At 58.1% G+C, this 24,962-nt stretch carries 16 protein-coding genes and 2 pseudogenes; 10 read left to right on the forward strand and 8 right to left on the reverse strand.

Annotation, left to right across the window (positions count from 1 at the left end; translation table 11 throughout):
- Positions 1-331: 331 nt before the first annotated feature.
- Positions 332-481, reverse strand: a pseudogene (locus VM94_RS29410) (transposase); the annotation flags it as partial.
- A 309-nt stretch (positions 482-790) separates the two neighbouring features.
- On the opposite strand from VM94_RS29410, the gene VM94_RS11010 reads away from it, so the two are divergent.
- Positions 791-2,341 carry an SIR2 family protein gene (locus VM94_RS11010; RefSeq protein WP_082127670.1) on the forward strand — a complete coding sequence of 517 codons (1,551 nt, stop codon included), beginning with the start codon at positions 791-793 and terminating at the stop codon, positions 2,339-2,341.
- Positions 2,334-4,583, forward strand: coding sequence for a hypothetical protein (locus tag VM94_RS11015; RefSeq protein WP_046683540.1), 2,250 nt, complete (start codon positions 2,334-2,336; stop codon positions 4,581-4,583). Before VM94_RS11010 ends, VM94_RS11015 begins: the two co-directional genes overlap by 8 nt.
- Positions 4,584-4,603: 20 nt before the next feature.
- Here VM94_RS11015 and VM94_RS28165 read toward each other — a convergent pair whose 3' ends face one another.
- The gene (locus VM94_RS28165) at positions 4,604-5,377 is read right to left on the reverse strand and encodes a hypothetical protein (RefSeq protein WP_138829087.1); all 774 of its coding nucleotides are present in this window, start codon (positions 5,375-5,377) and stop codon (positions 4,604-4,606) included.
- A gap of 281 nt (positions 5,378-5,658) precedes the next feature.
- On the reverse strand, positions 5,659-9,453 hold the full coding sequence (locus VM94_RS11020; protein ID WP_046683541.1) for a hypothetical protein: 3,795 nt from the start codon (positions 9,451-9,453) through the stop codon (positions 5,659-5,661).
- Positions 9,454-10,045: 592 nt separating this feature from the next.
- Between VM94_RS11020 and VM94_RS11025 the strand changes: the two genes are divergently transcribed.
- Entirely contained in the window at positions 10,046-10,957 is a 912-nt protein-coding gene (locus VM94_RS11025; protein WP_046683542.1) for a hypothetical protein, read from the forward strand.
- A gap of 1,076 nt (positions 10,958-12,033) precedes the next feature.
- Here the strand turns inward: VM94_RS11025 and VM94_RS11035 are convergent.
- Positions 12,034-12,792, reverse strand: coding sequence for a hypothetical protein (locus tag VM94_RS11035; RefSeq protein ID WP_138829088.1), 759 nt, complete (start codon positions 12,790-12,792; stop codon positions 12,034-12,036).
- Positions 12,793-13,025: 233 nt separating this feature from the next.
- On the opposite strand from VM94_RS11035, the gene VM94_RS11040 reads away from it, so the two are divergent.
- Positions 13,026-15,185, forward strand: coding sequence for a TonB-dependent receptor (locus VM94_RS11040; protein WP_235432894.1), 2,160 nt, complete (start codon positions 13,026-13,028; stop codon positions 15,183-15,185).
- A gap of 43 nt (positions 15,186-15,228) precedes the next feature.
- Here the strand turns inward: VM94_RS11040 and VM94_RS11045 are convergent, their stop codons facing one another.
- A complete protein-coding gene (locus VM94_RS11045; protein ID WP_235432895.1) occupies positions 15,229-15,645 on the reverse strand; it encodes a MerR family transcriptional regulator in 417 nt (138 codons plus the stop codon).
- Between the two features lie 192 nt (positions 15,646-15,837).
- Between VM94_RS11045 and VM94_RS11050 the strand changes: the two are divergent.
- Positions 15,838-16,374: pseudogene (locus VM94_RS11050) on the forward strand (oxidoreductase); the annotation flags it as partial.
- Positions 16,375-16,534: 160 nt separating this feature from the next.
- Here VM94_RS11050 and arsH read toward each other — a convergent pair.
- The gene (gene arsH / locus VM94_RS11055) at positions 16,535-17,266 is read right to left on the reverse strand and encodes an arsenical resistance protein ArsH (RefSeq protein ID WP_046683546.1); all 732 of its coding nucleotides are present in this window, start codon (positions 17,264-17,266) and stop codon (positions 16,535-16,537) included.
- A gap of 217 nt (positions 17,267-17,483) precedes the next feature.
- Here arsH and VM94_RS11060 point away from each other — a divergent pair, with 217 nt between their 5' ends.
- Positions 17,484-18,521, forward strand: a complete 1,038-nt coding sequence (locus VM94_RS11060; RefSeq protein ID WP_046683547.1) for a zinc-dependent alcohol dehydrogenase — start codon at positions 17,484-17,486, stop codon at positions 18,519-18,521.
- Between the two features lie 96 nt (positions 18,522-18,617).
- Positions 18,618-19,325 carry a hypothetical protein gene (locus VM94_RS11065; protein WP_046683548.1) on the forward strand — a complete coding sequence of 236 codons (708 nt, stop codon included), beginning with the start codon at positions 18,618-18,620 and terminating at the stop codon, positions 19,323-19,325.
- An 85-nt stretch (positions 19,326-19,410) separates the two neighbouring features.
- Here VM94_RS11065 and VM94_RS11070 read toward each other — a convergent pair whose 3' ends face one another.
- The gene (locus VM94_RS11070; RefSeq protein WP_046683549.1) at positions 19,411-19,698 is read right to left on the reverse strand and encodes a YciI family protein; all 288 of its coding nucleotides are present in this window, start codon (positions 19,696-19,698) and stop codon (positions 19,411-19,413) included.
- Positions 19,699-19,846: 148 nt separating this feature from the next.
- On the opposite strand from VM94_RS11070, the gene VM94_RS11075 reads away from it, so the two are divergent.
- A complete protein-coding gene (locus VM94_RS11075; RefSeq protein WP_200899212.1) occupies positions 19,847-21,790 on the forward strand; it encodes a cytochrome c/FTR1 family iron permease in 1,944 nt (647 codons plus the stop codon).
- A gap of 40 nt (positions 21,791-21,830) precedes the next feature.
- On the opposite strand, the gene VM94_RS11080 is transcribed toward VM94_RS11075, so the two are convergent.
- Positions 21,831-23,207: an amidohydrolase family protein gene (locus tag VM94_RS11080; protein WP_046683551.1), complete on the reverse strand. Its 1,377-nt coding sequence runs from the start codon at positions 23,205-23,207 to the stop codon at positions 21,831-21,833.
- A 148-nt stretch (positions 23,208-23,355) separates the two neighbouring features.
- On the opposite strand from VM94_RS11080, the gene VM94_RS11085 reads away from it, so the two are divergent.
- Together VM94_RS11085 and VM94_RS11090 are read left to right on the forward strand one after the other, a co-directional pair.
- Complete coding sequence (locus VM94_RS11085; protein WP_046683552.1) at positions 23,356-24,240, forward strand: LysR family transcriptional regulator; 885 nt, start codon at positions 23,356-23,358, stop codon at positions 24,238-24,240.
- Positions 24,241-24,283: 43 nt separating this feature from the next.
- Entirely contained in the window at positions 24,284-24,892 is a 609-nt protein-coding gene (locus VM94_RS11090; RefSeq protein WP_046683553.1) for a TetR/AcrR family transcriptional regulator, read from the forward strand.
- The last annotated feature ends 70 nt before the right edge of the window (positions 24,893-24,962 follow it).

A 24,962-nucleotide genomic window follows, 5' to 3' on the forward strand; every position in this document is an offset into this window, starting at 1 on the left:
GGCCGTCGCCGAAGAAAAACTTAACGTAGTGCCCGGGATGGGTTGACCACTACAATGTGAACGAGCAGGCGCTGGTCTTCCTTGGCCCGCCCGCTTTTCGGCTGAACGCACCACGCATAAAAACCGCTGGGATGCACTCCCATCATCTTGCGCAAGCGCCGTACCGGAAATTCGTCCTGTACTTCCTGAATGAAGGCGTACCTAACCCGGGCGTCTTGGCAAAGTACACCGCGGCCTTTTTCAAGATGTCGCGCCCCTCAGTAACGCGCGTCAATTCGGCCTTCAGTCGCCGCATCTCGTCAGACTGGCCGTCCTGAGCTTTGCGCTCGACTTCAGGCACGCCATACTGCTTTGTCCACGCATAGATACTGTGCATACTGACATCAAGCCGTTCAGTGACCTCGGCCGCCGGGTGCCAGCGCTCAACAACTTGCTTGACCGCTGCGACGTTAAATTCTTCCGTGTAATGCTTCACACCCATGATTCTACTTTGCCTAAATTATGGCTCAGGAGTGTCTATGATGGTCGTGGCGATTCAAGTAATTTATTGCCAACAGGAAGAATATGAAATATGGGAACTATCCAGTCATCGTTAAAGATGCAAAAATACCGGAATTTTTGGGCTTCACATCAAAAATCCTAAGCTAAGGGACGAACCGCAATGACCGGCCTGCCTCATGACAAAAATGGACTAAAATAGACGGTCATCTGCAAATATAATCATAGGAAATACGAGCGTCTGGATCAAGGGGCTTTGTCCGTTTCGCCCCATTAATCAGACTCACCTACCATGCCCTATCTTCCTCAGTCGATTCCATCTATGCGTCAAACGATACCGGCCATTCCCCCGCAGATTTTGAATGCTGCAGAAAATAATGACCTGGTGATATTTGTTGGGGCAGGCGCATCAAAACTTTGCGGTAGTCCTGACTGGCGCGGCTTTGCCAACGGTGTGGTCGTGGAATTAAAAAATGCGGGAGTATTGAACTTCTTGGCCGCCGAACAGTTGCAGTCCATACCCGATGCTCGGCGTACGCTGTCGGTCGCCATGAATCTGGCAAAAACAAAGGGCGTTAAGATTAATTACGAAGCGATCTTGCATCCAGCCAAGCCAAGGGAGCGCGGTGCCCGCTTGTACGAAATACTGAAGGACCTCAACTCCATTGTTGTCACCACCAACTATGATAAATGGTTGCACAAAGCTAATCGGGAGCAGATAACCGTTGGCGGCGAGGACGCCGCCGCCCGTCCCGAGACCCTTCCGATGGACTATCTTGAGGCGAAATATTACAAGAATGAGCATTTTTTACCTTATGTGCTCACAGAAAAAGGCGCCGTCATTCACCTGCATGGAAGTTACAAGGACGAAGACTCCATGATCATCTCAATGCGCCATTACATGCGGCACTACGCGGATGAGAAGGTCGTCAAGTTTCTCAATCACTTGTTCACCCACTGCACCGTCCTGTTCCTGGGCTACGGCGTCGCCGAGTTGGAAATACTAGAGCATATTATTCGTTCAAACGATCCAGTTGAAAAAAATTCCGCTTCCGAACCCCGGCATTTTTTGCTCAATCCAATTCAATCGCACCAAGTTCAGCAAAATCAATTCACTGAGAATTATTTTAGCGATGAGTGTGGCATCCGTGTCATTAACTACGAGATCGATGAAAAAGGCTACGACGAAGTGGTAGATGTGCTTGAGGCATGGGCGCCTGCGATCAAAGCGAAGACGCCTTCATTGCTAGATTATCAGCATCAACTGCAGCTGTTCATCACAGATGAATCGGATGCATTGAAACGCACATCGGCGATTAAGCTCGTACAAAGCCAACCGGGCCTCACACCGTTCTTTCTCAACTCGATCAAAGATGCTCGGTGGTTCAACGAACTCGAAGCCAACGGGTTTTTTGCGCCAACCAGCATGCCCCCTTTAGTAATCACCGAGGAGCAGGACGGTGGACTCCTGTATGAAGCACCGCGTTGGCCAGCGCTGCGGTATTTGGAAAACGTCGCAACTGAAGGGCGCGAAGAAGATGCCGAGCGCATTATGGCAGTCCTGCGCAAAATTACCGCCTATGGAAGCGAATCCGGTTTTGACAACTGGCGAATTTGGGCATCGTGCGCCACGATCATGTCTCTGCTTCCTCTCAATGTGATCAAATTCAAGGATATCGACATGATCGGGGTCTGGTTGAACACGATGTTCAATGCGGATCTCATCGGCCACAACATTTGCACTGGACTGCTTCCGCGTTTATTGGAAAGCCTGGCGCCTGACGACGCAGATAAGGCACTGGCCCTCATTGAGAAAATCACCGTAGAGAAATCAGATGCGTGAAAAAAAGACCTTGCTCCAAACTCACTATCTAAAGGATGCACTGGAAGGACACTGTCAGAAACTGGGAGAGCGCTGTGGTGAGGCAGCGGTGCGGCTGTTCATGCGGCGCCTTACGAACACCATCGGTGCGCCGAAAGACGACAAGTATACCTATGTTAAGCGCAAAGCGATTGAAGAACATCAACAGGACGCCTATGCGGGTGAGAGCCTGACAAGTGTGTACATTGATGCCTTGCGTGATGCAATGATCGGTTTTGTTCGAAAGGATAAGGCATCCGCCGCAACTATCTTGGCGACGCTGTTAACTTCGGAGTTTCCGTCTATTGTCCGCGTCGGAATATATATCTGCGACAGCCATTTTCTCGCCTTTTCGGATGTGCTGGAGCAGTACTTCAAGGAATCCTGGCTGATCAAGCCCGAATTCTGGCATGAGGCATATTGGCTGGTAAAGCGCAATTACGCACATTTCCCTTCAACGCTAAAACACAAGTTTCTCAATCTGGTTCAGGCGTTGCCTGGCGACTGGGATGAGGACGATCCACGCACCGCTGACTTCAAGGATTGTCACCGTCGAGACCTGCTGAGCGCCATTGCCGGCCAGGGCGATAGCGCTGTCGATGCATGGTATCAATCCCTGATGCAAAAATTCGGCGCCGCCCATGACCACGTAGACTTTCAGTCTTTCTCCTCTGGCGGCTGGGTGGGCGCCGCCACACCCAAGACGTCGGACGAGTTCCTGACAATGACCGCAGATGAACTACAGGCTTTCATGGAGACATTTAAGCCAGATCAGAGCGTTTTTAACGGTCCATCGTATCGTGGTGCCGCCGACAATTTGCAGGAAGCTGTCAAGGCGAGCGAGGATGGTTTTGCTGCAAAATTTCCCCTGTTCGCCAATGCCCACCCTGCGTATCAGCACGGCTTGTTGTCCGGACTGAAGGAACGTCTTTCCTTGGCGCCCAGCTCATTTGACTGGCCTGCGACAGTGCAGTTGATTCAATCTATTCTAAAGGGTATCAATCCAGCGAGCCAGGTAGACGACCAATCATTCTCCGACGTTTTCGAGCTGACGTCACTGTGGGTGCTGACGGATATCTCGGACCTCATGGAGGCCGGTTTTCAATCGAGTTCTCATCCTATCCCGTCAACGCTACAGAGCGAATGCTTGAAGACGATCCTGAGTTTGCTCGAGCTGAGCACTCCTCATGACACTTCCGATGTCAAGGACGCTGTGTCCACGATGATCAATAGCCGTTATGGCAAGGCCCTGGAAGCGTCCCTTGTCGCAGCGCTTGCCATCGCGCGCGCAGACAATTCCGGCGAAGCTGCGCGTCAGGTCTGGGCGGCGTTGTGCCCAATTTATTCGGATGCCTTGGATGCAAGCGAGGCGGGGCTAAACCTTGAATTCGCCACCTTCGGAGGTCTCTACTGTGTCAACTTGCACTATCTTGATGCCACCTGGGTTCTAGATAATTTCAACAGGCTGTTTTCTTCAAAAAATAAGGCGGCATGGATCTGCGCGGCGCAGGGATTTTCGTACCAGAACCACTTTTATCCGTGGCTATATAAGCTGCTGCGCGATGGTGGGCACCTCTACCGCATGATTTATGAAGACACGCAAAAAGATCAAGTTCAGGAGCGTACGATGCAGTTCTTGGGGCTGGCCTATCTCAATGATGAACTCGAGTCACTCGATAGCACAGGCGGTTCACCTGGCTTGATGGCCCGCGTTATCAACGACCTCAATATGGAGGCGTTGTCGCGCATCTGCTGGTTCTTTTGGACGCTACGTCCGCAAGGGCCGTCAGGCGTGAATGCACCGAAAATTGTAAGCTTTTGGAAGAAGCTAGATGAGACGATCAGAGCTTCCGGGCAAGAGCATGCCGAGCTTCTCTCTGCGCTGAACTCTCTTGCCGTATTCTTAGGGGAACTTGACGATTCAACTACGCCATTGCTGCTCAATGCCGCAATATACGCCAACGTGAAATTCCATAGTCATACCCTGTTGTCTGAACTGCGCCGTTTGTCTGATGATAACCCCAAAACGGTCAGTGAAATCTTCGATGCCGTTACCAATAGGTTCCTGCCAGACTTCGAACAAGAAGATGTGGTGGCAGTTGTCGAGCGCATCGCCGATTGCGGCGAGGTGGAAATCGCGCGCAAAATCTGCAACAAGTACAATGAAAAAGGGGTTAATTTTTTAAACCCGGTCTTCGAACGTATTCGTAATTTGAAAGGTTGAATTACACTCCCCTCCTCCAGCTATCGGTATATTTTTGTAATTTGGGTTTGGTGCTTTGCCCAGTGATCAGCACCAGGCCCGATAGTGTGATTGCCTTCAGCGGTAACCGGTGGAATTTGGATGTAGACTTTGGCCGGCATGGCCCGACTGTCTTGACCTGTTACTACCCGTAGACACGTGTTGCTCAGTGCGCTCTTAGGTCCCGCCCAGGTAATAGCTTCGGGATGGCAGGTGGCCCCTATCCATCCATCTCGGCAAAGGATGCCAGGCAACTGGACGCAAAAATGCGACGGGAAATCCAAATTTTTGTGGCTACAGTCCAGTGCACTGGCGCCGGTGATGGCCTGGCAAGGTGCCAGCCGATGATCCCAAAATAATCCATGGCCGGCGGCGCAAAAAGGTAGCGAGGCGTTCCGCAGCTCTCCCAAAGCATGCGCCAGCGGATAAATGCGACTGCGCGAGGGCAAAAAGGTATGTGCCACGTGGTTGTACCCTCCTCCACAGAACCAATCAAACTGAGCTAGCGCCTGATATAACGCCGCTTGCCACGAGTTTCGGACCACTCTCCGATGATTTGAAGCTTGCTCACGCAGGTGTGCTTGCAACTCTGCCGTTGAAAGTGGATTCGAGACGATGTCGAAGTATATGTTCACCAGTTCACTTGCTGCATGCACACCATAAAGCTCGGCCAAACCAGACACATTAAAATGACTGATCACCATCGCCTGCAAATCGCACTTTTTCGGTGAGTGACGAATTAAAAGCGCATGACAATTGATGAAAATCCTGTGCATGCACATTGGCAAATTGTAGGGCGAATCCTATAAAGATGTAAGACAAAACACCTACTATCAACATGTCGCATTGGATACTGAACTGGCATTCCACACAGCGTTTGTGGAGTTCCATTCGTACCACGAAAAAGTGAAATATCTGCAGGCTGGAATCGTCAATCGCAGAATTCAGGTCGCGTTGGCCGACACCTACCACGACCCGCCTCTGCTCACACGGCCCAACAAAGCGTTGCGGAAAAGCCATGCGTCGATTATTCAAGATCACATCTACACGCGTTTCCTCATTCGAATCTTTCATCGCGTACTCGGTCTTCCCTTGTCTCCCACAACCGATCCTCCACGACCTCTTTCGCAAGATGAACTTTGGCTTCATCCACAAAAGCCTTGAGATCACGTGGGAAGTTTGGTTCCAAGCTGTCCAGCAATTGAGCGTTCGCCTCAATCAATGCGGACCGCGAACCACTCCAACTCATCGGTCGAAACCGTTTAATGAACACCGCTAGTACGCTTTTGGGATCTGCTGCGTTGGAGAGGAGCGCTTTCGCTTGATCAGACCATAACTGGGGTCCACTCGTTTCCGATTGGTTCGCGAAAGTGACAACTGAGGATGCAAGCAGATACCGTTGCTCACGATCTCCCTCACACCATGCGATGAGGTTTTCAGTAGAGACCACGTCCATCGGGTTGCTCGAATGGCCACCTATATGTTCGAACGCGTGAATCCCTACCTGCTGATTCGCCTCATTACCTTCGAACAGCGCATCTAGAACGGCGACCGGGTGTAGCTCGAGCAAAGATTTTAATAACCCATTGTTATCAAATGAATAGGTCTCATTGGTCAATACCGCGTGCCTGAAGCGCGCAGCGATCTGAGACGCAACTGGCCCGCCGTCGGAATCGGAGAGGCAAGCTTTTATGACTACAGCGAGGGTATAGTCGTCAAGCTGATTATTCTTTCTAAAGGTGATGTGCGGAAGCATTTCGCGGCCAGCTCGAAGAAATTCAGGCTCGTTCTCTCGCTGATTCGCGCGGTTGGAAAACAATCGCATGGAAAGTACCTCTAGCGCAACCTCGAAACCCTCCGCGTGGGCTGCGACAAGCAAGAGCAAGTCGCAGAAAGGGCTAACGGCGAGGGTATTAAGCGTTCTGCCGTACGCCAAGGCCCCATACATTCGAACCGGAACAAGTCCATCATTCAAGGCTCGTGTAAGCCTTTCAATACACCGCTGGTCAAGTTCTACAGCGGAATGCAGCTCTGGGAGGAACGCTTGTAAAGCGCATTGATCGAGCGCTGCGTCGAGTAGATTATGCGCAAGGTTTTTGTCCTGTTCCCAGAGTGCTGTCAGAAAGCCTTTAAGAATCTGAATATTCCGTTGCTCAGGCAGGAGTACATCCAGTCCACTTGCAAGCCTCATCCAAGTAGCACGAGGAGCCATGGAAGCGCTAGCAAGTCCACAACCAAATACCCACGCTCTATTTCCTCCGCGAAGGATATCGGGGAGTATTTTTTCCAGCACTTCGTCGTCACCAGCTACTGCAGCACCGAGCTCGCGAGCAATTGCTTCCAACCGCGTCGTCTGGTTCTCGATGTCGTCATCTAGGTCGAAATCATCCAAGTCGAACCCAAACGACGACTGTCCCAAGACAAATGCACGCACCCTTTCAGTTAGATTTGAAGGCCTCAGATCACGCTCAAGTGAAGTCAGCAGTAAAGCGGCCTCAGACGCCATCCAATTCATATCGAATTTCATCAGACTACGGCACGCAGCCCATCCCTCTTGCCAGAACCCACGTGCGGAGAATCCACGAGCGAGCCTATCCAATTCGATGTGCATGTGTGCTGAAGCCCACATGCCGCGGAATCCTCGTGCAAGCCGCGCGCGCAGCTCATGTTCTAGCACCCCGTCAGTCAGTGCAAGGCGCTCAATCAACAAAAGAGCGGAACTGTACCATTGCGTAACGTCAGAACGATTCGCAGGACAGTAGCCGTAACCGCGTGACCTAGCTCCAAACTCGAAACCATAACTTGAACTGAAGTGGCCCGTCTGCAGCACCTTGTCTAACGCGGCCAGGCCTAGTGCACGCGTTCTGACATTTGTAGACCCGAGCAGCTGCTCGATCACGCTGAGCCGCTGTTCAATAGTTGCATGGGTACCGGATAGGTGTAAGGAGAACAAGGAAACGAAAATTTCCGTCGCCTGCTTGGCTTCGAGCTCATTACTGCTATTGGTGGCAACCATTTCCAACAATTTAACGCATCGTTCGAACAGTGCCTGGTCATAAGCAAGGGATCGCAACAATGGGAGGTGTTGCCGCCACATCATTGAATCCGCCCCAAGATGGCCGTCCTCTGCCCTCTCCATGCAAACTAACGTCGTCTCGGGCAGCACAGATGCGACGTTCGTAAACATTGCCCGACCCAGGTCATTGAGCACATTCAAGTTGCCGAGGAGTCCGCTTGGCGCAAGCCATTTCTCGACGATATTTATGGCCTTCGGATGGTCATGCAAAAAAGATAAGCGCCGCGAAAAAGACCGCGCCAGACGCTCTGTCCCGCCTGTGATGAAGTGTTGGTCAATGTAATTGTAAGGTATGCCGTCAAGTGCGCGCGCAGCAAGTCGGTTGGCGATAGCGTGGGGGAGCACTGCTCGCCAGTTGCCCCGCTGCTGCACCAGATCGCGCCGAAACAACTCACCGACATGGCGATATATCTCGGCCGGAGCTTGGCCTATGAGTGCAGCCAGCCGCGGGAGCTCAGCTTCACTCCCGTCAAGAATCTCACCTTGAAATGAGTAAAGGAGAGAGCATGCTTGGGCCGCAAGGAGCAACGCGTTATCCGGATCGTACCGCTGCCGGAAGAGGCGTTGAAAAAGTTCATCGTTCGACAGACCCGCGATGGAGTCCGAGTGTTCAACAGTCTCTGCAAGCGCGATTGCGATTCGTGCGTTGCCACCAGACGCATCGGCAATAGTACCTGCGTCTACCTGGGATAGATTTGCGTATCGACGCCGGACCAGCTTCTCAATTAACTCGACCGACGAAGTCTCGAGCGTGACTACTAGAGTCCCCTCAGGCTGGTCGTCACGCACGTCGTACTCAATCGTGAGGACGCTGATCGTGCTGTGTCGGCCACTGCACAAATCAGTGAGCCTTCGATGTAGATCGGGAGGGCAGTTATCGACGATTAGAACTGCGCGGGTCCGGTTAGCGATCAAATCGGACGCCAAGCCAGTCGGCTGTGGATCCGGATCATCCGACAAGTTTGTGTATACCGCTAGGGAGGACGGCAATGGCCGACTTGCAATTCTAGCGTCGAACAAACATTGTGCAAAGCGCGTTTTTCCGACACCTGATAAGCCGACTAAGCGCACAATTTTTCCAGAGTCGGCCAATTTATCGCGAAGCCTATCAATCCCATGCGACAACGATTGGGGGATCGAATTGCGCTCGCCTCCGAAGTGGAGGCGCATCTTGTCATCGAGCAGATACTCTGCATCAGTACCTTCAGCTACACCGGTCCAAGAACCGTAAGGACGCCAACCAACGAGAGACCTACCAACTTTCACCTTGACCCAACAAATCAGACCGGGAAAGCGCCGCACCCAAGTCGCCAAACGAGTCCGGTCATAAAAATCCGTGTGCAACTGCTCACCATTGCCTTCACCTATCAAAGCCTCGCGCATGGCTTTGTTGCGATTGCGAAGGGCGCTGTCACTCGTTGCCCCTTTGGAACTGACAATGACATATGCGCCCGCCTCATCGGCAAGTTCTTGAATAACTGGACGAATAAGGCTTTTGGGGCGCATCTCCGCAATGATCTCGCTCCGCGGCATGTCCGGAGTCTTGACTTGGAACCCTGTTGACCTGCGAGGGATGAAGCCCTCAATGGATATCGCTGGTGATAAGGCCACGCGTACGTCAAGCCCGCCATCAGTTGCCGTCTGATTGCCACCCCATGTTACGGCTGCAGGTGATATACCACGGCCTTCCAGCTCTGCCTCACAGAGGCGCCCGACCAGTTCCCTTAGGTCGATGTCGTTGAGCTGAGCAATATCGTCGGGCGTAATGTCGAACAATGGAATTCTCCGTGGTTTGGAATCACATTGTACGTCCCAGGAAGTGGCGTGCAGACGTAAACTTGCTGCAATGCTGCCGTCGCAATCAAATCAATTCTTGTTGATTTCGATTCTGTCATCACCCCCCTAAGCTGGCGGTTGCCTGGCACTCCATTTGATGGCGGGCGCGGCGGAGATTCCCCGGACCTGGGAGACGCTGTTCACCCAAGCTGTGCTGAAGGTTTACCTTCGATTTCGTTGACCGCCTTGCCGGTACCGAAACTGAGGCTCATTGCCGCATGCCCAGTGCGGAAAGCTTCTCAATCCAGCATACATTCAGGAGCATAGCTAATTAATGCGTCGTATTCGCTGGGGAAAGCGAACGCTGAAAGGGGAAGAGCGCTGCGTGGGCGCTGCTCGTATTGCGCAGTAGCGATAACGGTTGCGCATCTTCATGGAATGTTGTTAGACTGGGGGCAAGCTCTGGTCCGGCCGAGTCCACGTCTCAACAGGATCGCAATTTAACTATCGTTCTACCTTTCTCCCAACCATGCGTTTTCGCACGTGCGGGGAAGCACCGTGGATTCTCTGTGCGTCACTAATTGGAAAATGCATGTCCACCTCTATCAATACCATCACCCACGCCCTGCGCGTGTCGCTGGCCGATGCCGGCTCACCCATCGTCCTGGGCCACGCCTTCCAGCTGGTCGCCGCCGCGTTCGGCTATCCCAGTTCAGGAGTCCTGCAGGCGTCAGGCGAACCGAAGAAACTCACCGATTCGATGCACTGGATCGTCGACCTCGCACAGATAAGGCAGCGTGCAGCATCTCTAAGCGTGGCGATCGACATCGACGCTTTCTTGCAGGCAATGGCCGACGCCTCGCGAGAGCTAGGCGGTCCGCGCATCCATACGTCGGATGGCGATCTGGAGCAGGAATTTCTCGAAGCTGCCATAGAAAACGCGCTGGACGACGATGACGTTTCGAAGCAAATGGCCAACACCAACACCACCGGCCCCTGGGAGGCGAACTTGGAGTTCGCCGATGCGACACCGCTGCCGCTACGCATTGGCGAGGTATTTACGATCAGCTATGAGGGTCAGATCCAGGGCGAACCGGACGATGACCGGCCCTACAGCGGGCATGCTGCCAACGTTTCTGTCCAGGTCTCGCTAACTGCCGTCGGTAGACGGCTTGTCATCGGACCACCCAAGGTCGAAGTGATGGGCGCGGAGCTCGACGCGGGCTACTATGGCATGGACGACGACGGCTCCGGACCTCCGCTGGGTCGGTTGGAAGCTTATGCAATGGAACTTGGTGTGCCATTCGAGGAGCGTGAGCAGCTTGAGGGCGCCGAGTCGACAGGCGACACTACCAGCGCAGGTGCATCGAATGGCTACCTGCTCAATATCGCGTACTGCGCATCGTCACCAGTCGTGGACCGGCTACGGGCAGAATACCCGTCGCAGGAAATTTGGGTGCAGGGGCACGCCCTTGAACGCATCAGCCCGTTCGACCTCGACTGACGGCCGCGTCCAACGACTGATCATCCGTTTGAATTGCTGATAGGGGCGAAGCAGTCAGCGGTGCCGGCTGCTTCCCGCGCATAGGCACAAGTGTTGGCTTAGGCACGAGGGAACCAAACGCGGCAACTGCGGTACATTCTGGGCCAGTCCTTGCTGGTGAACTGCGAACCCTTATGTGAAATTTCTACTTGTATGGCTGGATGTAGTAGCGTTTCTCAGGCATGCGATCGCTATGTTTCCTGAACCGTTTTGCCAACGACTGCAAGGCCACGCCGATACACCTAGTCCATTCAGTCAGAGTCGAGCAGGCCATCGGAACGTCCTAGCTGGCAGCGATCTGCTCGATCCGGAACAGTGTTAGATGGTATTGGTATTTGTAAACCACGATCCATGCCGGAAGGGCAACGCCATCCATGTCGCCGTCAATGGTAATCGGCAGAATCAGACCTGTCTTTACTATCTCACATGGGCACGCATACTGCTGAAGACGGGGTAATTGCAATGACAGGAGAACGCTTACCGTTCGCAAGAGTGGGAGATCACATTCGCAGAGAGACCCAACTGAACATTAAGGCTGACATTCGAACTGGTAGCAACGTTCATGAACACCTTGCACCCACAAGGCCCTACAAAGTCTTAGAATTCAAAAGCTTAGATGAACGTGAACGGAGAACTTAGGGCGTAAGTAAAATAACCAAAGCAGTGCAGAATCAAAGACCTACCTCATAATCCTCGAAAAAGTCTAGCTTTTTACGAAATTATGTAAAACGCGAAACACCCCTCTTTTCCCCGCATTGCCGCCCCAAGTACGCCAGCCAGCAATCGACCTCTTCGGAGGGATTGCCGTCATTGAGGACGATCTATACGATTGGGTGGCCTCCGTAGCGCCACTACGCCTCAGCCCCCGCGCCCTTGCCAACTACGTGCGTGGCTATGACGTGGCCGCCAAGGTGCGCCATGCGAAGCTGCACGGCATGTTTGAAGGCATCAAGGAGCGCCCTGTACGCCCATGGCATGCGCGCCTGGCCTTGCACGCCATCTGTAAAAGGCCAGCGACGCGTGCATTTATGCCACTTTCACTGCCAGAATCGAGCAGCTGAATGAAAAGCCTTGACCAGCTGCCCCCGCCACGTCCAACTGCTGCGCACCTTCACCGGCACATTCTGATCGACAAGCTGTTCGGCACTGTAGGGATTTACCGGCGATGTCAACAAAATAGAGCCGTTGATATCGAGGCGCAATATCGCTGCGCGCATGGCGCTGACGAGGTCGAATCCTTCCTGAAATGCTTCCAGTTCTAGCGGATCTGTATAGTATGCGTCGCCCCTGCTCGCAACGTGTGCGCGCCCTTGCATGTGCTGCACAAGATGGGATGCTTCGTGTCCCATGATAAACGCCAAGGCTTCCAATGGCGTCAGCTTCAACTTGGCGGCGGCAGCGCGTGCCTTCGTAACGTCGAGGACGAATAAATTCTTCTCGCCCATGTATCCCGCCACTCCGCCATCCAGTTGTGCGTAAATTGGCGTCCCCGCACCATAGGCCACCACGCGCAATTGGGGGGACGATCCAGTCAGACGGGTCGCCAGGACGGCTGCCATGCTTTGGGCAATGATGCCAATTTCCGCTCTCGAAAGATCAGGGGAATCGACCGCCGTCACCTCTACACTTGCACCATTCTGGCGATTTACGGGTGAGGATGCCTCATCAAGCGGAATCTTTTCAAGAAGCAGAACGAGCATGGCTGTACTGGCAAGCGCGACAACGCAGGAAGTGATTGCGAACCCGATCGCTACCTTCAGCTTTGCAGGAGGAGACATGCGCTGATATATATTCATGAACTCGACATCCCATGGATTGCCTGGAGTGCCGCACCGGCGACCCGCTGAAGATCGTTCATTTTATAGCGTCCATGAAAAAGACCGACTTGCTGCAACGCAGAACTTCGCAATCTGGCCGGCGGATATTATGCGCCCAGGCCATGATACGGCAAAATACAAAACGTAATGATTCTCATTTATAGTATAGTGCGCACAGTTTTTCTTCTTATAGCCTTGCGCCCATGCCATCAATGCCGACCTTACGCCCCGCTCCAGCCTCTGCCCACCATCCCCTCGCCGCCCGCCTGATCCTCGCTGGCCTGCTCATTGCCAGCGTGCCACCCTCCGTCTACGCGCAAGCAACGTCCGGCGCGCAGAGTTCGCTTGCCACGGTAGTTGTCACCGGCCAGGCCGAAGCGGATGCCGGCGGGCAGATTGCCAAGAGCGCGCGGGCGGGTATGCTGGGGGAAAAAGACTTGCTCGATACGCCGTTCAGCGTCAACAGCTACACGAGCCAGCGCATGCTGGACCAGCAGGCGCTGACTCTGGCCGAGGTACTGGGCGGCGATCCGTCCACCCGCTTTACGGGCCAGATCGGCGGCGTCACGGATTCCTTTTTTATCCGCGGTTTTCCCCTCAACGAAGGCAATTTGAGTGAAGTGGCGTTCGATGGCGTGTATGGCGTGTCGCCCAATTACCATTTGTTTACGGAATACCTGCAAAGCGTCGAGGTGCTCAAGGGGCCGGCCGCCTTGCTGTACGGGATGTCGCCGAATGGCGGCGTGGGCGGCGTCGTCAATGCCGTACCAAAACGCTCGCTGCCGCGCGACCTGACGCGATTGACGCTCGATTACGGCTCGGGCTCGCAGGCTGGCGCCGCGATCGACGTGAGCCGCCGTTTCGGCGAGGAGCGACGTTTCGGCATCCGCTTCAATGGCTTGCACCGCCAGGGCCATACGCCGCTCGACCATCAGACCTCGCGCGCGGAAGTGGCGGCCATTGCCCTCGACTACCAGGGCCAGCGGCTGCGCGCCTCGCTCGACGTGATCGAGCAATACCAGTGGATCGACGCGCCCACGCGCCCTTTTCTCGTGGCCGCGCGCCTGCCCGTGCCGGAAGCGCCCGATGGCCGGCGCAACATCGCCCAGTCCTGGGGCTGGTGGAAGTCCAACGACCTGGCCACCCTGGGCAAGATCGAATACGATGTGAACGATAAAGTCACCGTGTTCGCCGACGTGGGCGGCACGCGCTCCGACGTATCGCGCTATTCGGACCAGACGCCGACGATCACCAGCGCGGCCGGCGACATGACGGTCACGCCCATGAACTGGAAATTCCGCGTGCGGCGCGCCAGTGGCGACACGGGCGTGCGCACGCGCTTTCGCACGGGCGGCGTCGAGCATGCGCTGGTCGTGATGGGCAATGTCTACCGCGACGAGTTTGGCAGCATAAACAATTCCGGCAAGCTCATCACTTCGAACATCTACCATCCCGTGGCCGTGCCCGATCCCGGCATTGCCGCACCGGCCCGCGTGCCGAAACTGTCCGCGTCCACCCTCTCCAGCCTGGCCGTGGCCGATACGCTGGACATGCTGGAACAGCGCGTGCAGCTGACCCTGGGCGTGCGCCGCCAGCTGGTCGAATCGAAAAACTACCACGCCACCAGCGGCGCGCTCACCACGCACTACAAGCAAGGCGCGTTGACGCCGCTGGTCGGCATCGTTGTCAAGCCATTGCGCCATGTGTCGCTGTATGCGAACTATATCGAAGGCTTGAGCAAGGGCGATATCGCCCCGAACATCGCCGACAACGCGGGCCAGGTCTTCGCGCCCTACAAGAGCGAGCAGTATGAAGTGGGGACGAAGGCCGATTTCGGCGTCGTGCTGGCGACCCTGGCCGTGTTCCAGGTGACCAAGCCCAGCGGCCAGTTGTACGGCAAGGTCTACAGCATGGATAGCGAGCAGCGCAACCGGGGCCTGGAACTGAATCTGTCCGGAGCCGCCAGCAAGACCGTGCGCCTGCTGGCCGGCATCACCTTGCTCGACGGGCGCCTGGTGAAAACCAACAACGCCGCCACCATGGGCAAGCGCCCCGTGGGCGTGCCGACGTCGATGGCCAACCTGGGCGGCGAATGGGATCTGCCATATTGGCCGGGCTTGACGGCCACGGGCGCCGTCAGCTACACGAGCAAGCAGTTTGTGGATCAGACGAATCTGCAATCGGTGCCGTCTTGGACCAAGGTCGACCTGGGCTTGCGCTACCGCACGGCCATCGCCGGCAAGGCGACGACCTTGCGCGCCGGCCTGATGAACGCCTTCGACCGCCATTACTGGGCCGGCGTGGCTTCGTATGGCACCGTTTCGCAGTCGGCGCCCCGCACCATGCAACTGTCGGCCGCCATGGATTTCTGATTTGTCGTTACGCTTGCCGCAGGCTTGACTGTCTTTCCTTGATTTAATTTTTACTGCCTATGCCCATGCTTTCCAAGACCCTGGCGGCATTGTCCTTGCAGTCCACATCATCGGGTTTTGCATCGATCAGTTGAATCAGGGATAAAAGATGGGCCTTGTTCTGCGCCAATCGCACTTCCAGCGATTCAATATCGGCAATCTTCTTTTTTAGCGCAGCCATCAGCTCATCATGTTTCCATGATGAGCTATCTTCTGGCAAGACTTGCTTGATCTCGTCCAGGGAAAAGCCCGCCTGCTGCGCATCGCTGATAATGGACAGCACTGCCACCGCTTCCAGAGGATAGTCGCGGTAGCCATTCGATTGCCGGCTCACGGCTTTCAACAAGCCCCTGGATTCGTAGAATCGTATCGTGGAGGCTGCCAAGCCGCTGCGCTTGGCCAATTCGCCAATTTTCATCATTTCCCCGCTGATTGATTGTGCTGGCCTATCTGAGTCATCACGACGCCATGCTCAACTATAAGCTTGAAGCCAACTTGAATGTCAAGCGGCGGATGATGACGCCAGGAACGTTGCGAATTTTTTCGATTCAAGGCTTGACCTTCAAGTTAGCTTAAAGCTTATCGTGAGGCTATCGCAACCTTGGAGATCAGCATGAAACCCTTTACCGCACTGACATTGCCCAACGGGACACTCATTCCGAACCGCCTTGCCAAGGCGGCCATGGAAGAGAAGATGGCCGACAACGATCACGCGCCTTCGGACGAGCTGATACGCCTCTACCAGTCGTGGGCGGACGGTGGCGTGGGTCTGATGATCACTGGAAACGTGATGATCGACCGCCGCGCCATGACGGGGCCCGGCGGCGTGGTGCTGGAGTCCGAGCAATTTGGCCCCCGCTTCGAGCAATGGTCGCGCACCGCCCGTTCATATGGGGCGCAGATCTGGATGCAGATCAACCATCCAGGGCGCCAGATGCCTGCCGCCATGGGACAGGAAACCATGGCGCCGTCAGCGGTGTCCATGGACCTGGGTAACTTTTCAAAGCAATTTTCGGCGCCGCGCGCCATGACGGAGGCCGACATTGCCGACGTGAAGCAGCGCTTTGTCAACCAGGATGGGGCCGGCAAGCTGACGTTTGGCTATGCCGTTTCCCGCCTGCTGAGCCACGCATCGAGCACGAGTGCGGATGCGGTCGACCTGCAACTGGGCGACGGCAGCTTTTCCACCTATCTCAAATCCTTGAAGCTGGGGAACATGATGAAATATGAATACGTGCCGGCATTTCAAAGCGCGCTGTATGCCCCGAAGCCATTATTGACAGGTCATCAACAAACAGGCCTTTAACAGCCTACTCGGCCGGCGTCTCGTGCGCCATGGCCGCCGCGGCAAGGGCGTGCACATCGGCCGGCATGGCGTCCTTGCGCTCGCTGTAGCGGCTGGTCAGGTAATCGGAGCGGTCGCGTACCACCAGGGTGAATTTATACAGTTCCTCCATGACGTCGACGAGACGGTCGTAGTATGGCGACGGCTTCATGCGGTCGTTCTCGTCGAACTCCTGGTAGGCCTTGGCAACGGATGACTGGTTCGGGATCGTCACCATGCGCATCCAGCGGCCCAGCACGCGCAAGCCGTTGACGGCGTTGAACGATTGCGAGCCGCCCGACACTTGCATCACGGCCAGGGTCCGTCCCTGCGTGGGACGCACGCTGCCCATTTCCAGCGGCAGCCAGTCGATCTGCGACTTGAACACGCCCGTCACGGCGCCATGGCGTTCCGGACTGCACCAGACCTGGCCTTCCGACCACAGCGACAGCGCGCGCAATTCCTGCACCTTGGGATGGTCGGGACTGACGCTGTCGACCATGGGCAAGCCATGCGGATCGAAGACCCGCGTCTCGGCGCCGAAATGCTGCAGCAGCCGCGCCGCTTCCAAAGTCAGCAAGCGGCTGAACGAGCGTTCACGCAGCGAGCCGTACAGCAAGAGGATGCGCGGCGCATGCGTGGCCACCGTCGGCGGCGCAAGTTTGTCGAGGGTCGGCGTGTCGAGATGGGCGGCGCTGATGTTGGGCAAGTCATGCATGGTGGTTTTCCTTTTCAATAATTCCATAATAGTCGAATTATGGAATTAATGTAAGCCTGTTTTGCGCCTGAGCGCATTCCATTCCTTCCCGTATATGTTGATGTGGATCAATCAATTTTCGTATTGTGTGCAGCAGAATATGATCATACGCAAGCCTGTGTCGAGCAGACCATGGCTTGCGCCCTGCACTACGCCATCCCCACTTCTAAGGAATACCATGACACCCACTACCATGAAAGCCGCCGTTGTCGAGCAACTGGGCCAGCCGCTGGTGCTGCGCGAGGTGCCCGTGCCGGTGCCCGGTCCAGGACAGATCCTCGTCAAGACGGAAGCGTGCGGCGTCTGCCACACGGACTTGCATGCGGCGCGCGGCGACTGGCCCGTCAAGCCGTCGCCGCCGTTCATTCCCGGCCATGAAGGTATCGGCCTGGTGGTGGCCGTGGGCACGGGCGTGACGGAAGTGCAGCTGGGCGACCGGGTCGGCGTGCCCTGGCTGTACTCGGCTTGCGGCCATTGCGAACATTGCCTGGCTGCCTGGGAAACCGTGTGCGCCGAGGCGCAGTTCGGCGGCTACACGAAGAATGGCGGCTTCGCCGAATACATCCTGGCCGACCCGCGCTATGTCGCGCATATTCCGGCGGGTCTGTCCGCCGTGCAGGCGGCGCCCATCATCTGCGCCGGCGTGACCAGCTACAAGGGCATCAAGGAAACGGGCGCGCGGCCGGGCGAATGGCTGGCCGTGTCGGGCATCGGCGGACTGGGTCACCTGGCCATCGAATATGCGCTGGCCATGGGCTTGCGGGTGGCGGCCGTCGACATCGACGACGGCAAGCTGGAGCACGCGCGCGCCCTCGGCGCCGAAGTGACCATCAATGCGCGCCAGGGCGACCCGGTGGCAGCCTTGCGCGAAGCGACTGGGGGCGGCGCCCACGGCGTGCTGATCACGGCGCCGTCGATCAACGCCTTCCAGCAAGGCGTGGCGATGACCCGCAAGCGCGGCACCTGCGTGCTGGTGGGCTTGCCGCCGGGCGACTTCCCGACGCCGCTGTTCGACGTCGTCGCCAATTGCGTGACGATACGCGGCTCCTTCGTGGGCACGCGCCAGGACATGGCCGAGGCGCTCGCCTTTGCCGCCATCGGCAAGATCAAGGCCGACGTGGAATTGCAGCCGCTGTCGGCCATCAACGAGATCTTCAGCCGCCTGGAACACGGCAAGGTCGCCGCACGCGTGGTGCTCGATTTCAGCGCCAACTGACCGGCACGCCGGCTGCAGGGTGTGTCCTGGTGCGCGACGGCAATGGATTGATGTTGCTATGATGACTATTCATAAAGACATAGCGAGGACACACCGATGATGCAATCCCTCTCCGGCCTGCTGGCCTGCGCCGCCCTCGCCTTCTTCATTCCGGCCAGCGCGGCCGAACCGGCCGCGTCCACACTGCCCGGACACTATTATCTGCAAGGCGTCATGGAAGTAGGCTCAGAACTGCTGCTGAAAAAGGATGGCACGTTCGAATGGATGCTCAGTTATGGCAATACCGACCAGCAAGCGAGCGGCGAGTGGCGCGTTGCTGGCGACACGGTGACCCTGGTGGCGGGCAATCATGGCGACAAGGAGCCGCAGTTCCGCGTGTTCGAGGAATCGGAAATGCGCATCCAGAAAGCCGCCGAAGCGGGGCTGTGGGTAGCCATCGTCGGCTTCCCCAAAGTGGGGCCGATGGCCGGCGTGGAGGTAAAATTCGAAGCGCAAAGCGGCAAGACGGCCACGGCCATCAGCGTGGCCAACGGCGACGCCATCGTCCGCATGCCGGCGTCGGAACGCTGGGTGCGCGCCGGCTTGCGCCGCCAGGGTTCAAAAACGGACTATCAATGGCTGGCCGTACCGCCCGAGCGCGCGCAGGAACGCATCGCCGCGTTCGCCGTCACCGACCCGCAATGGCTCAGGAGCCAGGCGTTCCAGAAGCTGGCCTTGCGTGTCGTCAAGGGCGGTCTGAAAGTCGACGATGCGGACAATGGCCTGGCCAGGGGGCTGTACGCGAAGCTGGCGTCCGGCCAGTAGCCCTGGCTCCCCGCCCCTTTCTAGAGCCTCTCCGCATCTGGTCAGCCATATCGGCCAGGGCACGCTGCAGCTCAATTGCTGTCGCTCAGCCAAGAATAGCCTCGACACCAACACCAAACTTGTTCGGGTTGAATTGAATGACTTGGTAAGTTGCGATCTGCTCCCGATGGAAGGGATCCTCTGCAAGCACGCCATCCAATTCCTCCCGGCTCAGGCCTTTCACGAGGATGACACCTCCTGTTCGCGGCATCTGGGGACCGGACGCTAAAAAACGACCCGCCGCATAGTGGCGATCAAGAAAACTGCGATGCTCCTCAATGTGAGCCTCGATGGCTGCCAGCGGTTGAACGTAATGCAAAAGGACAATGAACATAAGGCTCCTCAAAACTCATTGACAGGATAAGCAGGCAAGTATGACAGAGCTCCCCCGCTATTTGCGCCCGCGCACGCCCGTGCGCCGTTGACACTCCGCGCGGTCTGTCCTATAGTCGCCGGGTTAACGACAAATGAGAATGAGAATCATGTTCAGTTCTATCAAGAAATGGCTCGTCTGCTATCCGCTCGTGGCCGCCAGCCTGTTGCTGGCCGGTGGCGCGCAGGCGCAAGCGGCCGACCAGGGCGCCGGCGCCAAGCAATTGTGGCAATTGATTGACTACGTTGCCGTCGATTACAGCGGCGCCGTCGAACACGGCAAGGTGGTCAGCGAAGCGGAATACGCGGAAATGCTCGATTTTACGGATAACGCGACGACGCAGATCGCCGCCCTGCCCGCCCACGCCTCGCAAGCGGCCATTGCCGCCGCCATCGCCGACCTGCGCAAAGCCGTCGTCGCCAAGGCGGACAGCGTGGAAGTCAAGCGCCTGGCGCACCACGCGAACGGCTTGCTGATCGCGGCCTACCCGATTCCCGTGGCGCCGAAAGCGCTGCCCAACTTGGCGCGCGGCGCGGCCCTGTATGCGGCCCAGTGCGCGTCTTGCCACGGCGTGGCGGGCGGCGGCGACGGTCCGCTGGCGGCCAGCCTGGAGCCGAAACCGATCGCCTTCACGGATGGCGAACGGGCGCAGTCGCGCAGCCTGATGGCGCTGTACCAGGTCATCTCGCAAGGCGTGGCCGGCACCTCGATGGCCAGTTTCGGCCAGCTGTCCGACAACGAGCGCTGGGACCTGGCCTTCTATATCGGCGGCATGTCGCACGATGCGGCGGCCAGGGCGCGCGGCGAAAAGCTGTGGCAGGACGATCCGCGCAGCAAAAAACTGTATCCGGACCTGGCCGCCGTGACGACCCTGACGCAGGAAGCCGTTGCCGCCAAGCTGGGCGCGGACGAGGCGCAAGCCTTGACGGCGTATTTGCGCAGCCATGCCGACAAGGCCGAGGCGCACAAGCCGGCCGGCCTGGCCCTGTCGCGTCTGCGCCTGGCCGAAAGCCTGGCCGCCATGCGCGCGGGCGACCGCGCTGGCGCAACGCGCCTGGGCCTATCCGCCTACCTGGACGGCTTCGAGCCGATCGAGCCGATGGTGGGCGCGCGTAACAAATCGCTGCTGCTGGCCGTGGAAAACGCCATGCTCGCTTACCGCTCCGCCGTGGCCAAGGGCACGGTGGCCGACGCCGAAGCGGCCGGTGAAAAGCTGCAGCAACTGTTTACCCACGTGGAAGCGGAACTGGGCGACGCCAAGGCCGACCCGATGACGACCTTCGTCGGCGCCCTGACGATCTTGCTGCGCGAAGGCGTGGAAGCGCTGCTGATCGTGATCGGCATCATCGCCTTCCTGCGCAAGGCCAAGCGCAACGACGTGCTGCCCTACGTGCATGCGGGCTGGGCCAGCGCGCTGGTGGCGGGCGGCCTGACGTGGGTGGCGGCAACATACCTGGTCACCATCAGCGGCGCCAGCCGGGAAGTGAGCGAGGGACTCGGTTCCGTGTTCGCGGCCCTCGTCCTGCTCAGCGTGGGCTTGTGGATGCACCAGAAGAGCAGCGCCGGCCGCTGGCAGGAATATTTGCACGAGAAACTCACGGCCGCGATGAGCCGGCGCTCCGCCTGGGGCCTGTTCGCCCTGGCCTTCATCGCCGTCTACCGCGAAGTGTTTGAAACCGTGCTGTTCTATTCCGCCCTGGCGGCGGACGGCAATGGCGGCGCCCTGCTGGGCGGCTTCCTCGTGGCCATCGTGCTGCTGGTCGTGATCGCCTGGGCCTTGCTGCGCACGAGCGCTCGCATGCCGATCGGCAAGTTCTTCTCGTGGACGTCCGCCTTCGTGGCCGTGCTGGCCGTAATCCTGATGGGCAAAGGCTTGGCCGCGCTGCAGGAAGCGGGCTGGATCGGCGTCACCCCCGTCGACTTCATGCGCATCGACCTGCTGGGCATCCTGCCGACCATGGAAACCCTGCTCGCGCAGGCGGCCATCCTGGCCGTCATCGTCGCCGGCTATGGCTGGAACCGCGTTTCCGCAGGCAAGCGCAAGCTGGCCTGATCCTGCAGTCGCGGCACGGGCAGCGTCCAGCGGGCGCTGCCTACGCGTGGTGTAGTGGTGCGAACGACTCGGCAAACGGATCGGGCTCGTAGCCGGCGGCACTGAACAGGTGGCCACAGGACTCGTCGATCGCGGCGCGCAGCCTGGCCTGATCGACGCCCAGCACGATGCCGCCCCGTTTGCGCACGCGCCCGCCAATGATGACGGTATCGATATTGCTGCGCTCCGCCGCATGCACGACGGTACCGATGGCGTTATTGACAGGATATACATTGAGGTCGCCGGTGCGTATCAGCACCAGGTCGGCCTGTTTGCCTGGCCTCAAACTCCCGATGCGCTGTTCCAGCCCCGCCACCGCGGCGCCGTCGATCGTGGCGGCCTCGAGCAAGCGGAACGCATCGGTGGGCGCGGCCGCATGGCGATGTCCCTGGCGTTGCCCCATGACCCTTTGCAGGTAGAACGCCACGCGCATTTCCATGAACATGTCGCCGCTATACGAAGTCTCGTTGTCGACACTCAAGCCAGGGCGTATGCCGTGCTGGTGCGCCGCCTGCCAGGCGTTCATGCCATCCTCGATACCATAGTGGGCATCCGAACGCGGGCATACATTGACGCGCACGCCCGCCTCGCGCAAGATGCGCCAGCCCGAATCCGGCAGGCAGGTGCAGTGGTTGAAGATATTGTCGCCGCCCAGCAGCCCCTGCCGGTGCAGGCTTTCCAGCTCGGCCGCCATGCCGCCGCCAAAAAACTCGGTCACGATGGGTATACCCAATTGACGTGCGACGGCCCACTGCTCCGGTTCCAGCTGCGCCATCATGGCCAGCGTCACCAGGCGGTCGGGATCGCTGAAATATTTTTCCTGCAGGCGCGCCAGGTTGCCTGGCCAATGCGCCTTGTCCCACTCGCCCGAGACGGGCGCCCCCGATGCATGCACGGCGCGGATGCCCGCATCGAGCAGCGCTTCGACCGCCGCGTCGGCGTGCGCCGCCGTGCGGCTGTTGTGGGAATTATCGATCACGGTCGTGATGCCGGCGTCGATGCAGCCCAGTGCCGTGAGCAGGTTGCCCACGTAGATGTCGCGCGGCCGGTAGTATTTGGCAAACGAGAAATGCGTGGCGTTGCAATAGTCCTCGAGCGTTGCCGCATTCGGGTTGATGCGGCGCAGCTGGCCTTCCCAGGAGTGGCGATGGGTATCGACCATGCCCGGAATGGCGATCATCTGCGCGGCATCGATCACTTCCGCATCATCGGCTTGCAGGTTCTGGCCGATGGCGGCGATGACGCCGTCGGCAATCAGGATGTCGCCCCTGGGCAAGTTGCCGACCTTGCCATCCATGCTGATGATGGTGGCGCCCCGGATCAGCATCTTGCGGGGAGCTGGGGCCAGTGGCGCCAGTAGTTGGTCTTGTTCAAACATGGTCGACTCCTGTTGCAGATAATGGCTTGCACGCAGTCTAGGGCAGGCCAGCACGGGGAAAAAGTAGGGCCCGGCGTTTTCAGCATGCCAAAAATCCGAATAATCTTGGGTTATAGTGCCGTTTCCCCTAATGCTACGAAGACAAGACATGGACCGCGTACAAGCAATGCAGGTATTCCTCCGCGTGGTCGAGAGCAGGAGTTTTGTGCGCGCGGCGGAGACCCTGGGCCTGCCCGCGTCGTCGGTCACCGGCATCATCAAGCGGCTGGAAAAACATCTGCAGACGCGCCTGCTGAACCGTTCCACCAGAAACCTCAGCCTGACACCGGAAGGCGAACGCTACTTTCACCGTTGCAGAGAAATACTCGACCTGATCGCCGACACCGAAGCGGGCCTGCAAGGCTCCAGCGAGCGCCCGCAGGGACGCTTGCGCGTGGATATGCCTGGCGGCATCGCCCATGCCGTGATCCTGCCCCGGCTGCCGCAATTCCAGCAGCGCTATCCGGACATCTACCTGATGATCGGCGTCAATGACCGCCAGGTGGACTTGATACAGGAAGGCGTTGATTGCGTCGTCCGCACCGGCAGCCTGGAAGACTCGACCCTGGTCGCGCGCCGCCTGGGCGAACTGCGCTGGATCACCTGCGCGGCGCCCACCTACCTGGCCGAACACGGGGTTCCCGCAACCCTGGAAGATTTGCCGGGACACCGGGCCGTCCATTACTTTTCCAGCACCATGCGGCGCGGCAGCGAGCTGCATTTCATCGACGAGGGCGTCAACGTCGCCGTTTCCCTCCCCGGCACGGCCGCCGTCAACGAGACGGGGCTGTACATCGAGCTGGGCCTGGCCGGCCACGGCTTGATGCAGCTTGCCGAGATCCTCGTAAGCGGCCATTTGCGGACCGGGGCTTTGGTCGAGGTGCTGGCCGACAGGCGGCCGGCGCCCGTGCCCGTATCGCTGCTCTACCCCCATCAGCGCTTTCTTTCCCCGGCGATGCGGGCATTCACCGACTGGACGGCCGGGCTGTTCTGAGATGCCCGGAACGCCTCGCGTGCACGCTGTTGAGAATTGCGATATGATGACCGTCATGCAGAACTCACCTAACAAGAAACCCTCGGCGCAAAGCCGCAAGGAAGCCACCCACGAACGCATCGTCGAGGTGGCCACGCGCGCCATCCGCCGCAGCGGCTATGCGGGCACGGGCGTGGCCGACATCATGAAGGAAGCGGGCCTGACGCACGGCGGCTTCTATGCGCACTTCGCCTCGCGCGACGCGCTGCTGGCCGAAGCGGGCGACCGTGCGGGCGCCGAAGCCGTGGCGCTGGCGGCCAGGGTGGCCGCCGCCGCCCCGCCCGGCCAGGCGCTGCAAGCCATGCTGGCCGCGTATCTGTCGCCCGAACACATCGCCGCCATCGAGGTAGGCTGCCCCGTGTCGGCGCTGGGCTCGGAAATGCCGCGCCAGGCGCCCGAGGTGCGGCGCGCCGCCACCATCCATATCAAGGAAATGATCGACCTGTTCGCGCGCCAGTTGCCGAACTGGGGCCAGCCCGAAGCGCACGCGCAAGCGATGGCAACGGTGTGCGCCATGATCGGCACCACCATTCTCGCGCGCGCCGTGGACGAGCCGGCCCTGTCGGACGCGCTGTGCGCGGCCACCCTGGCGCAGTTTCAGACACCAGGCTAGCCGCACCGCCCGTGGCCTTGATCCGTCCCGGTTTTTTTTGAATCAACAATATGATGACCGTCATATTTTA

Origin of the sequence: Janthinobacterium sp. KBS0711, from assembly GCF_000988085.1 — a bacterium.
Taxonomy (GTDB): Bacteria; Pseudomonadota; Gammaproteobacteria; order Burkholderiales; family Burkholderiaceae_D; genus Janthinobacterium; species Janthinobacterium lividum_E.

Bases quoted from the DNA above. Each gene is read 5' to 3' on its own strand.
- VM94_RS11035 (WP_138829088.1), bottom strand. From the start codon at position 12,792: ATGAATATATATCAGCGCATGTCTCCTCCTGCAAAGCTGAAGGTAGCG.
- VM94_RS11085 (WP_046683552.1), top strand. From the start codon at position 23,356: ATGGACCGCGTACAAGCAATGCAGGTATTCCTCCGCGTGGTCGAGAGC.
- VM94_RS11045 (WP_235432895.1), bottom strand. From the start codon at position 15,645: ATGATGAAAATTGGCGAATTGGCCAAGCGCAGCGGCTTGGCAGCCTCC.
- VM94_RS11040 (WP_235432894.1), top strand. From the start codon at position 13,026: ATGCCGACCTTACGCCCCGCTCCAGCCTCTGCCCACCATCCCCTCGCC.
- VM94_RS28165 (WP_138829087.1), bottom strand. From the start codon at position 5,377: ATGCACAGGATTTTCATCAATTGTCATGCGCTTTTAATTCGTCACTCA.
- VM94_RS11075 (WP_200899212.1), top strand. From the start codon at position 19,847: ATGTTCAGTTCTATCAAGAAATGGCTCGTCTGCTATCCGCTCGTGGCC.
- VM94_RS11015 (WP_046683540.1), top strand. From the start codon at position 2,334: ATGCGTGAAAAAAAGACCTTGCTCCAAACTCACTATCTAAAGGATGCA.
- arsH (WP_046683546.1), bottom strand. From the start codon at position 17,266: ATGCATGACTTGCCCAACATCAGCGCCGCCCATCTCGACACGCCGACC.
- VM94_RS11080 (WP_046683551.1), bottom strand. From the start codon at position 23,207: ATGTTTGAACAAGACCAACTACTGGCGCCACTGGCCCCAGCTCCCCGC.
- VM94_RS11070 (WP_046683549.1), bottom strand. From the start codon at position 19,698: ATGTTCATTGTCCTTTTGCATTACGTTCAACCGCTGGCAGCCATCGAG.
- VM94_RS11090 (WP_046683553.1), top strand. From the start codon at position 24,284: ATGATGACCGTCATGCAGAACTCACCTAACAAGAAACCCTCGGCGCAA.
- VM94_RS11065 (WP_046683548.1), top strand. From the start codon at position 18,618: ATGATGCAATCCCTCTCCGGCCTGCTGGCCTGCGCCGCCCTCGCCTTC.
- VM94_RS11060 (WP_046683547.1), top strand. From the start codon at position 17,484: ATGACACCCACTACCATGAAAGCCGCCGTTGTCGAGCAACTGGGCCAG.
- VM94_RS11010 (WP_082127670.1), top strand. From the start codon at position 791: ATGCCCTATCTTCCTCAGTCGATTCCATCTATGCGTCAAACGATACCG.
- VM94_RS11025 (WP_046683542.1), top strand. From the start codon at position 10,046: ATGTCCACCTCTATCAATACCATCACCCACGCCCTGCGCGTGTCGCTG.